The organism is Streptomyces sp. NPDC005566, assembly GCF_040605575.1.
Taxonomy (GTDB): domain Bacteria; phylum Actinomycetota; class Actinomycetes; order Streptomycetales; family Streptomycetaceae; genus Streptomyces.
In genome coordinates this window covers 127,376-140,369 of record NZ_JBEXDB010000019.1, presented here as the reverse complement: position 1 = coordinate 140,369, position 12,994 = coordinate 127,376, and the positions used below count along the sequence as shown (strand labels likewise).

At 72.2% G+C, this 12,994-nt stretch carries 7 protein-coding genes; 1 reads left to right on the top strand and 6 read right to left on the bottom strand.

Going from position 1 to position 12,994, the window contains the following annotated elements:
- Positions 1–146: 146 nt before the first annotated feature.
- Positions 147–449: a chorismate mutase gene (locus tag ABZS61_RS27915; protein WP_356426887.1), complete on the top strand. Its 303-nt coding sequence runs from the start codon at positions 147–149 to the stop codon at positions 447–449.
- A gap of 294 nt (positions 450–743) precedes the next feature.
- Here the strand turns inward: ABZS61_RS27915 and ABZS61_RS27910 are convergent, their stop codons facing one another.
- From ABZS61_RS27910 to ABZS61_RS27885, 6 genes are all read right to left on the bottom strand, one after another.
- Positions 744–2,483, bottom strand: coding sequence for a peptidase (locus tag ABZS61_RS27910; protein ID WP_356426884.1), 1,740 nt, complete (start codon positions 2,481–2,483; stop codon positions 744–746).
- 389 nt (positions 2,484–2,872) lie between these two features.
- Positions 2,873–4,711 carry a GMC family oxidoreductase gene (locus tag ABZS61_RS27905; RefSeq protein WP_356426881.1) on the bottom strand — a complete coding sequence of 613 codons (1,839 nt, stop codon included), beginning with the start codon at positions 4,709–4,711 and terminating at the stop codon, positions 2,873–2,875.
- A gap of 50 nt (positions 4,712–4,761) precedes the next feature.
- Entirely contained in the window at positions 4,762–6,399 is a 1,638-nt protein-coding gene (locus tag ABZS61_RS27900) for a succinic semialdehyde dehydrogenase (RefSeq protein ID WP_356426878.1), read from the bottom strand.
- 150 nt (positions 6,400–6,549) lie between these two features.
- Entirely contained in the window at positions 6,550–8,235 is a 1,686-nt protein-coding gene (locus ABZS61_RS27895) for a serine/threonine-protein kinase (RefSeq protein WP_356426875.1), read from the bottom strand.
- 92 nt (positions 8,236–8,327) lie between these two features.
- Positions 8,328–10,010, bottom strand: coding sequence for a serine/threonine-protein kinase (locus ABZS61_RS27890; RefSeq protein ID WP_356426872.1), 1,683 nt, complete (start codon positions 10,008–10,010; stop codon positions 8,328–8,330).
- A gap of 115 nt (positions 10,011–10,125) precedes the next feature.
- Positions 10,126–12,957, bottom strand: a complete 2,832-nt coding sequence (locus ABZS61_RS27885) for a protein kinase (protein ID WP_356426869.1) — start codon at positions 12,955–12,957, stop codon at positions 10,126–10,128.
- Positions 12,958–12,994 lie beyond the last annotated feature (37 nt).

Here is a 12,994-nt window from a genome sequence, read left to right as displayed (position 1 = left end):
TGGCACCCGGCCCGCCGGCTGCCATGGTCGTGCTGCTTGAGCAACTGACAAGCAACGTTCCAGGCGCCCCGGGCCGACAGGCCCGGGGCGTTCTGGCGTTCCGGGCCTGTCGCTCCGGGGGGCCGTAACCCCGCCAGGAGTCACGGATGAACAGCACCGCTCCCACCAGGACCGCGACCGAGCAGACCGGCGCTCACACCGACGAGGCCGCTTCCCTGATCGGCGACGCCCGGGCCCGCATCGACACCCTGGACGACCGGATCATCGGTCTCGTCCAGGAACGGATGGCCGTCTCGGCCGTCATCCAGGACGCCCGGATCACCTCCGGGGGCCGCCGGGTGAACCTCTCCCGCGAGATGGACGTCCTCAGCCACTACAGCGACGCCCTGGCCAGGCCGGGTACGGCACTCGCCATGACGCTGCTGGAGCTGTGCCGCGGCCGGGTGTGAGACCCGGGAAGGCTGTACGGCCGTATCTGCGTTCGGGCCCGGTCTCACCCGTACGGCGCGTGACCGGGCCGCGTGCCGCTTCGTTGGTCCGTGTGTCCGTGCCAGCCAGGGGCGGCAGCGGTAGGAAACCACGCGTGGCTCCGCCGGGATGTGTGACGTACTGCAGGTACGTCGTGGGACCACACCCCGGCGCGCGTGACCGGTCGGCAGGGGACAGCAGCCCGGTCACCCCAATTGCGGCCGGCCCCGGGGACGCCCGGGACCGGCCGCCCTCGGACCGGCAGTGCGCCGGTTCTAGCCCCGCTCGGCGCGGCGTCGGGTCGTCGCGTACAGCACTCCGCCCGCGGCCAGGGCGACGGCTGCCGCTCCCGAAGCCATCAGTGCGACGGAACCGGTGGAGGCGAGACCGCCTCCACCGTCCGCCGCACCGGAGCCGGATGTTCCGGTGGAACCCGAGGCCGACGAGGTGGATGACCCGCCCGTCGTACCGGACGTGGAGCCGGCCGTCCCGCCCGTGGTGCCCTCGGTGGAGCCGCTTGTCGTGGTGGTGCCGTCCGTGGTGCCGCCGGTGTCCTCGGAGCCGGAGTCCTCGCCGTTCAGGACCAGCTGCGCGGTGTTGTTGCCCGGGGTCGGGTCGAACGGCAGGTCCGGGTCGCTGAGCCACGTGTTGCGGACGGCGACCTCGCCGGCCGCGCCCGGAACCACCTCAGTGATCTTCAGGTCGAAGGGCAGGGCGACCTCGGCCCCGTCGCGGACGGTCATCGACGAGTCGCAGACGTAGCGCGGCGCGCCGAGCTGCTCCTCGCGGTACTTCCCCGCAGCCGTCACTCCCTGGCAGGAGTCCGGCTTCCCGGTGACCTCGGCGCCGCGGGGGACGGTGAAGTCGACCGTGGCGACGGGCTCGCCGGAACGGATGTAGCCGATCCAGGCAGGCCCCTCGTTGCGGAAGCCGATCGAGGCCGTGACGGTCTCGCCCACGGAGCCCGCGCCCTTGCCGCCGGTCGCCACGAAGTCGGCGGTGTTCTCCGTACGGAAGTCGGCTTCCTGCTGGTTGTCCCAGGGGTTGAGGTCACCGCTGCGGGCGGAGGACGTGACCTTCTTCAGGGCCAGCTCGGGGCCGGTGCCCCTGGTGAACGGCGCGCCCGCGCGCTGCGCGGAGCGCTGTGCGGCGCTGTCCTCGTTGATGCGGTAGATGAAGGTGTCGTAGTACGCGCGCTCGGTCGCCTCGACGGAGAGCGGCACCCCCAGCGTGTACGTGGCGCCCGGCTCGTAGGAGCCCTCGACCGAGCACAGGGCGGTGGACCAGGCGAAGTCGTCCTGCGACTCCTCCCCGGCCTCCCCGTTGTACTCGCAGTTGGCGTAGCGCTCGGGGATCTCCAGGCCGCGCGAGTACATCAGGGTCAGCAGGACGCCGTCGGCGGCCGTCGTGCCCCGGTTGGTGAACGTGATCGGGGCCGGCTGTACGTCACCCGGCTCGAGCTGCTGCTCGAAGGGGAGCTGCTTCATGACGAGGTCGGGGCCGCCGATCGTCACCTTCGTGGAGAACGGGACGAAGGTGACCCCGTCCGCCGAGCCGGTCACCTGGATGGTGCCCGACGCACCGTCCTCGGCGCCCTCGGCCGCGGTGAGGTCGAAGTCGGCGACGGTGCTGAGCCCGGCGTACACGCCGTAGTCGTGGCAGACGGCCGTGGCTCCGGTGATCTCACAGTCCGCGCCTGTGTCCTCCGCGACGTCGATGGCGGCGACGCCCGCGATCCCGCTGAGGTCGAGGGTGTAGGTCACCTCTCCCCGGTAGCCCTCCTCGTCCTCGCCCTGGACCGGGTTGTTGACGGTGAAGCCGAGGGAGGTCTTCTGCGGGGACCCGGTCGCCGGGTACGGGTGCAGAGCCGTTTCGGCCGGACCGCCGAGCGTGAACGCGGGATCGGCGGCCTGCGCCGGTGCGCCGACGGCGAGCGACCCGGATGCGAGCAGCCCGGCGGCGGCAAGGCTGCCTGCGGTTCGGCGCAGCGCGGTTCTCGGAGAAGAGCGTGTCATCGCGGACCTCTGGGGTGGGATCGACAGGTGCTGCGCAACTGCTGTGACGCAGCACGAGTTCGACCGCGCAGCCGTACGAAGAGTTGCGCTGGGCAAGATCACGGATTGGGCACGAGGGGCGCATGTGGCGAGCGCCACATAAAGATTCTGTGAAAGACGGGACAACCATCGGACCGCATGACAGGTCATGGATGGCGAACACACTGACTCTTTCCGTCTCCACGCCGATGTTCACCCCTCGCGGGCGGCGCGGCCGTAGTGCTCGGTGCCGGCGCGATGTTGATCGTGCGGCGCCGTAAGAACGGTGACACCGCCGCGTAGGGCGCGTCACCGGTCGAACGTGAGGGGCTGCACTCGGAGGGGGGTGCAGCCCCTTGGCGTTCCCGCGCTCAGGCTTCGGACGCGGTCGCCTTCGGCGGCACCACGGGCATTCCCAGGAACGGGAGCTTCAGCGCACCGAACGCCTTCTCGGGCACCGCCGGAGCCTTCGGCTCGACCGCGGACAGCCGCGCGTACGCCTCGCCCTGGGCCGGACGCGGGTCCGTCTCCCCCTTGTTGGGCCAGAAGGACATGGCGCGCTCCGCCTGTGCGGTGATGGTCAGCGACGGGTTGACGCCGAGGTTGGCGGAGACCGCCGAACCGTCGACGACCGAGATGCCCGGGTGTCCGTACACCCGGTGGTACGGGTCGATGACCCCTTCGTCGGCGCTCGCCCCGATCGCACAGCCGCCCAGGAAGTGCGCGGTGAGCGGAGTGCCCATCAGTTCCCCGATGTTCGATCCGGGGAAGCCGTTGATCTCCTCGGCCAGCAGCGTCGCGCCCTGTGTCGCCTCGGCGATCTGCGTCGGGTTGGGCGCACCGTGCCCCTGCCGGGCGGTGAGCAGGCCCTTTCCGATGCCACCGGGCTTGCGGTACGCGGTCAGCGAGTTGTCCAGCGACTGCATGACGAGACCGATGATGGTCCGTTCCGACCAGCGCCGGTTGGAGAGGGAGCGCGCCGCCAGCGTCGGGTGCCTGACCATGTTCCCGAGCCAGCCCAGCACCCGGTGGGTGCTGTAGGGGACCTGGAGGATGGTGAGCGCGCCCATCGCGTTGGAGCCCTTGCCGTAGCGGACCGGCTCGATGTGGGTGTTCTCGTCGGGGTGGATCGACGAGGTGATGGCGACGCCCTTGCTGAAGTCGGCCTTCGCGATGCCGTGCTTCTTGCGGTAGCGGCGGTCGCTGGTCTGCGCGCCCACCAGTCCCTCGGAGTTGGTACGGGTCAGCTCGCCGAGCTTCGAGGAGAGCCGCGGCAGCAAGCCCTGGTCCTTCATGGTGTGCAGCAGCGTCTGCGTTCCGTACGTGCCCGCGGCCACCACGACCTTCCGGGCCCGCAGCACGGTCGGCTCCGCCTTCCTCCGGCGGTTCGTGGGAACGGTCGACACCCGGTAGCCGCCCTCCGGATCGTCCGTGACCGCGGTGACGGACGTCATGGGGTGGATGACGGCACCGGCCTTCTCGGCGAGGTACAGGTAGTTCTCGTTGAGGGTGTTCTTCGCACCGTGGCGGCAGCCGGTCATGCACTCGCCGCACTCGGAACAGGCCTTGCGGGCGGGGCCCGCTCCGCCGAAGTAGGGGTCGGCGACCTCGACGCCGGGCTTCGCCTTCGACGTGCCGTCGGCGTCCACGCCGTCGCCGAAGAAGACCCCGACCGGGGCGAAGTGGAAGCTGTCGCCGACGCCCATGGCCTCGGCGGCCGCCTTGAGGTGGACGTCCGCCGGGGTCATGGTCGGATTGAGCCGGACCCCCAGCATCCGCTTCGCTTGGTCGTAGTACGGCGCCAGCTCGTCCTGCCAGTCGGTGATGCCGGCCCACTGGCGGTCCTCGAAGAACGGCGCGGGCGGTACGTACAGCGTGTTGGCGTAGTTGAGGGAGCCGCCGCCGACGCCCGCACCGGCCAGCACCATCACCTTGCCGAGCAGGTGCACGCGCTGGATGCCGAACAGCCCGAGGGCCGGGGCCCACAGGTAGTTCTTGATGTCCCAGGAGTTCTTGGGAAGGGTTGCCGGTGTGAAACGGCGCCCCGCCTCCAGGATGCCGACCCGGTAGCCCTTCTCGCTCAGCCGCAGGGCCGACACCGCGCCGCCGAAGCCCGATCCGACGACGAGCACGTCGTAGTCGTACGTGGCGTCGTCGTCGGGCCCGTCGGAGCGCGGGGTCTGATTCTGGGCAGCGCTGTCCTGGGACATGGCTCTCCTCGGTGCGGAAGGGAGGGAAGGGCAGGAGTCGGGCGCCCGTGTCAGCGCAGCCGGAAGGCCTTCATCGCCTTGAGGCCGAAGCTCATGAGGGCGGCGTACTTCTCGTCGTCCATGCCGAAGGACGGCGCGAGCGGGATCAGCCGCTGCTGGGCGACGGTCTGGGCCTCGGTGTACTTGAGGATCCCCTCCGAGCCGTGCCGTCGTCCGAGGCCGGAGTCCTTCATGCCGCCCATCGGGGACTGGGCACTGCCGTAGGCGGGTGCGTACCCCTCGTTGATGTTGACCGTGCCGGCGCGCAGCCGGGCGGCGATCCGGTGGCCTCGCCGCCCGTCCTTGGTCCAGACGCTGGCGTTGAGGCCGTACGACGTGGCGTTGGCGAGGGAGACCGCGTCGTCCTCGTCGGTGAAGCGGTAGACCGAGACGACGGGGCCGAAGGTCTCCTGGGCGCAGACGGCCATCGGTTCCTGGACGTCGGTGAGGATGGTCGGTTCGTAGAAGAGGGGACCGATGTCGGGGCGGGCGACGCCGCCCGCGACGAGTGTGGCGCCCTTCTCGACGGCTTCGGCGACGTGCTGGGCGACGGTTTCCAGCTGGCGCTCGCCGACCAGGGAGCCCATCTCGGCACCGTACGCCAGGGAGTTCCCGAGCCGCATCGCCTTCGTGCGGGCGGCGAAGCGCTCCACGAAGGCGTCCGCGACGGACTCGTGGACGTACAGCCGCTCGATGGAGATGCAGAGCTGCCCCGCGGAGGAGAAGCAGGCACGGACGGCGCCCGCGGCGGCCTTCTCCACATCGGCGTCCTCGAGGACCAGCATGGGGTTCTTGCCGCCGAGCTCCAGCGAGACCCCGACGAGCCGGGCCGCGGCGCCCTGGGCGACCTCGCGGCCGGTGCGGGTCGAGCCGGTGAAGGAGACGTAGTCGGCGCGGCTGACGACCTCCGGGCCGACGACGGGGCCGTCCCCGAGGACGACCTGGAACACCTCGGCGGGCAATCCGGCCTCGATCAGCAGGTCACGGGCCCACAGCGCGGTCAGCGCGGTCTCCGTGTCGGGCTTCATCACGACGGCGTTGCCGGCGACGAAGGCGGGCAGCGCGTCGCCGACGGAGAGTTCGAGCGGGTAGTTCCAGGGGGCGATCTGGCCGATGACCCCGCGCGGCTGGCGCAGCTCGGTGACCTTGGTGAGGGTCGGGACGACTCCGGTGTGCCGCTTCGGCTTCAGGTAGGAGGTGGCCGTGCGCCCGTAGTGGCGGGCCGAGACGGCGACGGCCAGCACCTCTTCGTGGGCGTGCAGCCGGGCCTTGCCGGTCTCCAGCTGGATGAGGTCGAGGACTTCGGCCTGGCGCTGCAGGACGAGGTCGTGGAAGCGGAGCAGTACGGCCGCCCTGGCACGGACGGGCGTCGCCGCCCAGGCCGGCTGGGCGGCGCGGGCCCGCTCGAAGGCGGTCGCGACGTCCTCGGGGGTGGACTCGGGCAGGTCGGCCAGCTTCTCCCCGGTGAAGGGGCTGTGGTTGGCCGTGCGGCCGGAGCCGACGACGCCACGGGTCAGCTGGGCGATCACCTCGGGTGTGACCACGTCGGCGGCGGTGCGAACGCCTGCGGGGGCCGCTGCCACCGGGTTGGTGCCGACACGGGTGCCGGGGGCGGCGGAGGTGGTCGTGGAGGCCTGCGAGTCCGTCATGAGGGCGAGAGTATGTCCACCCGCCCGCTTTGGGTACCCGTCGGTAACAGGTTTTCACAGACCCCACAACACTGCCGTACCGCACCCGGCGAACCAGCCAGTGATCACTGGCGGAATAACCGCTGATCAGGGGGTATCTTCCCGGTCGGCTCAGGAGTCGTGAATCTTCAGCCGCTCGGCGACCTCGGTGTAGATCTTTTCGCCGTCCGTCGCCGCCTGACCGGCCGCGGGCATCCTGACCCGGACGTGCCAGTACGGATCGCTCGCCGTCCGCCCCGGGATCAGGAGCTCGTGGTAGCGGTAGCGCAGCGCGTCGTCCTCGGTCGAGGAGTACGGGGTGTACTCGGTGACCATGTCGTACGCCGTGCGGCCCTGGTGTGCGGTCTTCGTGGAGGTGACGGTGGCGTCCTTCATCTCCAGGGTGTTCGCCCCGCCCTTCTCGTAGTACGCCTTGCGGTCCTCCGGGTCGGCGCCCGCGGACTTCTCCGCCGCGGTGTCGTCCTTCTCGACGGCCTTGTGCCAGAAGGCGATCTCGAAGACCCCGCTCGGATCCGCGTACCGGACGACGTCCCCGGTGTCCTCCTGGATGCGCTTGTAGTCCTCGGGCACGGCCACGTCCGCCGAGAGCACCTCGTTCTCCGGCCTGACCTGCCAGCCGCCCGGCAGCTCGTCACCGCCGAACGGGTCGGCGAGGACGAGAACGAGCGCGAGGGCCACCGCCAGCAACCCGGCGCCGAGCCCGAACTGCGCCTTCCGGTTGCGGTGCAGCACCGGAGGCACCCACCGGCCGCCGCCGGACGCACCGTTCCCGTACGGCTGGGTGAGCGCCGGAGAGACCGACGGGAGGGTCGCCACCGACTCCAGGGCGGAGCGGACCTCGGCGGGTCCCGGCCGTGCCGCCGGGTCCTTGCGGAGCAGCTGCATGACGAGCGTGCCGAAGGCGCCCTTGCCCCGGGCCGGCATCTGCGGCTCCGCCGAGAGAATGGCCTGCAAGGTGGCCGGGGTGTGGGAGCGGCGGTACGGGGACATGCCCTCAACCGCCGCGTACAGCACGACACCCAGCGACCAGAGGTCGGACTCCGGACCGGGCAGCTGGCCCAGCACCCGCTCCGGGGAGATGTACTCGGGCGACCCGACGAAGGCGCCGGTCTCGGTGAGCCGCTGTTCGCCCTCGACCTGCGCGATGCCGAAGTCGGTGAGGACGACCCGGTCGTCGCGGCCGAGCAGGACGTTGTCGGGCTTGACGTCGCGGTGGAGTACACCCGCACCGTGGGCGGCGTTCAGCGCGCCGAGAACGGCGAGGCCGATCCTGGCGGCCTCGCGCGGGTCGAGGGTCCCCTCCTGGAGGCGGTCGCCGAGCGACTGGCCGCTGACCAGTTCCATGACGATCCACGGCTTGCCGTCCTCGACGACCACGTCGTGCACGGTGACGACGCTGGGGTGCTCGATGCGGGCGGCGGCACGCGCCTCGCGCTGCATGCGCAGGTAGACGACTGCCCGCTCGCGTTCCCCGAGGTGGTCCGGCACCCGTGGTTCCTTGACGGCCACGTCACGGTCCACGATCTCGTCGTGGGCCCGCCATACCGTTCCCATGCCGCCGTGCCCGAGTCGCCCGACGAGCCGGTAGCGGCCCCCGATGAGCCGGTTCGGCGCACCTTCGAGGGACCGCTCGGTCACGGTCGGGGTGGGCGCGGGCGCCCCGGGAGGCTCCGGGAAGCCGGACTGTGCCGGGAGACCCGCCTGTCCGTGCACGGGACCCGGCGGCTCCTGCGGTGCGTGCGGCGGCCGGAGCCCGTAGCTCGTGGGCTCGTTCGCCCGTCCCCCATCGTTGGTCATGCCCTCATCCTGTCGGAAGCACACAGGGCGTGACCACCGCGACGGAACAGAGGGTGCAGAGCCGTGACAGTCGCCGCGGGGGTGACCGGTCGTCAGCCCGTGGACTCCGGGGGCTTCCAGCTGCGCAGCATCGTCGCGAAGCGGTCCCGGCTCTCGGCCCAGTCCTCCTCGGGCCCCGTCATGTAGATCGCGTACTCGGGGCCGCCCGTCTCACCGAAGTACATCTGGTCGATTCCGTGGCGCGGCCCCGGATGGTCCTTGGACTCGAGCCAGGTGAACTCCCAGAGGGAGCCCGGCCGGTCCCGGAAGGTGTTCGAGTGCAGCGTCAGCCGGTCGTAGCCCGGCAGCCGCTCGGAGAGGTCCTTCTCGATGCTCAGCATGTGCATGTACGAGTTGTCGAAGTCGGGCTTCGGATCGAGGCTGATCCGGATGCGGTGCGCCCCGTTGTCCGGGGTGTAGTCGATCTGGTTGCCGTCCGTCTGCCGCGTCCAGCCCTCCGGCACGGCGAGACTGAAGCCTTCGGGGTCGTGGACCCGTATCCAGCCGTCGGGTATGTCCTTCGTGCCGGACCGCGGACCTGTGGACGGCGTCGACGGGCCGGCCGAGGACGGACCGGCGGTGGTCCCGGTTCCGGTGCCGTCCCTCCCCGTGCTCCCCTCGTCTCCGCCGTACTTCATCGCCACCAGGCCCGCCGCACCGCCGAGCAGCGCGGCGACGGCGATGACCAGCAGCGCCGTACGCCACCTGCCCCGGCTGCGGCGGACCGCGGGCACGGAGGTGTACGGCTGCGCGGGAACGTGCGGCTGCGCGGCCTCCGGCCCGGCCGGGGGATGTGCGGGCGCCGCGAGGCGGGCCGTCGAGCCGTCAGGGACGACGAAGGCGCGCAGGTCGTCCTCGGACACCCGTTGGGTCGGCACGTACGCCTGCGCCGTGAGGGGCTTGCGCCCCTCCATCGCCTCCAGCAGCATCCGTTCCGTCTCGGCGGCCGTCGGCCGGTCCGCGGGGTCCTTGCGCAGCAGCGCCGTGATCACGGGCGCGAGCGCCCCGCCGCGCTCCGGCGGGGGCGGTTCCTCCGTGACCACGGCCTGCATCGTGGAGATCGGGGACGTACGGCGAAACGGTGAGCGCCCTTCCACTGCCGTGTAGAGCGTGGCGCCCAGCGACCAGAGGTCGGATGCCGGGCCCGGGTCGCCGCCGCGTACCCGTTCGGGTGCCAGGTAGTCGATGGAGCCCACCAGTTCACCGGTCCTGGTGATGGTGGAGTCGCCCTCGATCGCGGCGATCCCGAAGTCGGTCAGCAGCACCTGTCCGTCCCGGGCGAGCAGGACGTTGCCCGGCTTGACGTCCCTGTGCAGCACCCCCGCGCCGTGTGCGGCCCGCAGCGCGCTCAGCACGTGGAGGCCGATCCTGGCCGCCTCGCGCGGCTCGACCTCACCGGTCTCCTTCGTGGCGTCGGCGAGCGAGGGCCCGTCGACGTACTGCATGACGATCCAGGGGCGGTTGTCGTACTCGATGACGTCGTGGACCGTGACGACCCCGGGATGGGTGATGCGGGCGGCCGCGCGCGCCTCCTTCTGCGTGCGGGCGTGCAGCACGGCCCGGTCCGCCTCGGCGGCGTACAGCCCCGCGGTCAACTCCTTGACTGCGACGGTCCGGTGGAGCACCTCGTCGTGGGCGCGCCACACCTTGCCCATACCGCCGCGGCCGAGGACGTCGCCGAGCCGGTACCGCCCCGCCAGTACGATTCCCGAGTCCGTGCCCTGCGCATGTTCCACGTGTGTCCCCGCCCCATTCCTTCGAACGACAGGTTACGGAGGGGAGGCGGCGCCACGGAACCTCGCACCGCGGCACGAGACCGCACTGTGATGCATGTCGCGCGCTGCCGCAGGGTCAGGAACCCACGCGGTAGGAGGAGATGGCCTGTTCGTAGACGTCGGAGACCTTGTCGCGCTCGTTCGACGGGCCGATGACCTGGATGATGTGGTACCTGCCGTCGACGATCATGACGAGGTTGCGGACGTAGACCTCGCGGCCGTCGCTCTCCTGCCAGGTGAACTGCCCCTCCGCCATGACCTGTCGGCCGACATCGACCCGGCGCATGCCCGTGGACGTCGCCCAGCTGGACTCCCGGAAGGGCTGCAGTTCCGGTTCGCGACTGCGCTGATAGTCCAGCGGATCACTGCCGTTGGCCTTGACGGTGTCGCGGCCGGGCACGATCAGCACGCTGAACCCGTCGCTGCCGTACCGGATCTGCCGGTCGGCGTTGGCGGGGCTGCGCTGCCAGTCCTTGGGCACACCGATCTCGAAGCCTTCGGCATCCTTGCGCAGTGCGTAGCCCGGGGCGAGCGCGACGGCCGAACGGCTGCTCTGCGGCTTCTCCGAGCCGGAGGAACCGGAGGGGTCCGCCTCTCCCGCCGAGGAACTCGGTTCGGGTCCCGGCTCCGCGGGCGCGGCGGATCCGGAGGGCTGTCCCTGCGACCCCGTGTCCGTACCGCCGTCGGATCCGGCCTTGGGCATGAACATCACGGCGTAGGCCACCGCGGCGGCCATCGCCAGCAGGATCAGCACCAGCAGCAGCCGACCGAGCCGCCTCGGCGGCCGGCCACCGGGCCGCCGGCCGGGCTGCGGCTCGCGCAGCACCCTGGGGCCCTTGGGCTCGCGCGGTGCGCGCGGCGGCTTCTTCGCGTACTCGGGCTCGTGGACGGGCTGCTTCTCGTACCGCTGCGGCTTGCCCTGGCGGTGCCGGCCGTGCGCCGCCCCGCGGCCCCGGCGCCTGCGCACCAGCTCGCCGCGTCGGCGTACGACGGGGAGCCGGGTGGCGTCAGGAGGAGGCAGCGGTACGACGTCGTTGCCCGCCTCGGGCTCGGGCGCCGACCGCACGAGGGAGCGCAGCCAGCCGCGCAGCTCCTCGAAGTCGGGCCGTTCCGTGGGGTCCTGACGCAGCAGTGACTCGACGACGGGGCGGAGCGGGCCGCACTCCTCCGCGAAGGCGGGCGGCTCACCGCAGACCATCTGGACGAGCTCGGCCGCGTTCTCCTCGGGGTACGGGGCATGGCCCTGTACCGCGCGGTAGAGCAGGGCGCCCAGAGCCCACAGGTCGGTGGAGGGTCCGATGGGCGGGGCCAGCTGCCAGTTGTCGTGGACGGGGCCCGCCTGCTCCGGCGCCCATCGCTCCGTGACGGCGCCGACGACGGCGATGCGGGCCTGCCGGGCGCGTTCGGCGGCGAGGGGTGTGGCCGGGCCGCGGTAGGCGGGCGTGCCGCCGCTGCCCGCGACGACCTCGTCCCAGCCGCCGGAGGACGCCTGTGCGGCTGCCACCGGCTGCGGCAGACGGTCCTGCCGGGCCGCGGGAACGGCGGGGCCGCTGCCCGTGCGCCGGGAGTCGGCGCGCAGCGCGTCCTCCCCGGAGCCGCCCGAACCGCCCGCGGGAACCGGGCGGCCGGCGCCGGGTCCGTCGCCCCAGGTGCCTGCGAGGTGGACCCGCCGGGGGCCGCCTGCGTAACCGCCGGGGCCCTCGTCGTCCTCGTCGTCGTCATCGTCGTACGGGTCGTAAGCGGCGTCGCCCGCCCGGCCCCAGGTGCCGGCCGGCCGCGGGGAGCCGATGGCGGGAGGCACAGCCGTCCCGCCGCGCTCACCGGCGTCCGCGCTCGCGTCGTCGCGGTCGCGCTGCTGGTCCTCGTTGACCCGGGCCGCGGCGCGGGCACCCGCCCGGTAGGCGGCGATGGCCCCGGCGCGTGCGGCGCGCAGCTGCGCGGCGCTTCCGGCGCCGGGTTCCGCCACGGGGACGGCGGGACGGGGCGGCCGCGGGACGAGCTCCTGCCCGTGCCGGTCCGCACCCGGGTCCGCACCACCGGCCGGCGGAGTCGGCGCCTCGATCTCCGCCGGGCCGCGCGAGGACGGCACCCCGGTGGCGGGTGGCCCCTCCGGGGAGGGCGGGGCGTACTGCTGGGACGGGGCGGAGGGCGGGGCGTACTGCTGGGACGGGGCGGAGGGCGGGGCGAAGGGTGAGGGCGGTGCGAACTCGGGGGGCGGGGCGAAGGGCGAGGGCGGTGCGAATTCGGAGGGCGGCTCGTACGGGCCGGTGGGACCCGACTCGACCGCCGGAGCGCCGTAGGTGTCCTCGTCGTCGGGCTGCGGTGCGGGGACGTACCCGCACAGCGCCTCCTCGGCCGCACCGGCGGCCAGCCCCGTCAGCACGACGCGGCCGTCGTCGCAGACCAGTACCGTGCGGACGGTGATGTTGCGGTGGGTCCAGCCGTGGGCGTGCAGCACCCGCAGCGCGGTGAGGACGTCGGAGCCGATCTCGGCGGCCCGGTACGGATTGAGGGGACGCTCCGCGAGGAGCGCCGCGAGCGGGCGGGCAGCGACCAGTTCACTCACTATCCAGAGTGAACCCGCCTCGGCGAACACGTCGAAGACCTGGTCCAGGCGTGGATGGTCGGGCACCTGCGCCGCCGCCTGTGCGGCCTCGATCGCCCTGCGGACCGCGGGGTCCGTGGAGCGTCGCACGGTACGCCCGGTGGCACGCCTGGCCGCCGAGGGCAGCCCGTCGGCGTCGAGCACCTCCGCGTCCACGACCTCCGGCAACGGCACCTGCCGGACCAGGACTTCCTGCCCGCTGTACGTGTCGAACGCCCGGGTCTCGACCAGTTCGTACGCATCGGACGGGGGCAGCGGAAGGCGGTAGCGGTCGGCAAGTACCCGACCCGCATAGTCGTCCACGACGCCTCCCCAGAGCGCGCTGTCCCCCGGTCACGGA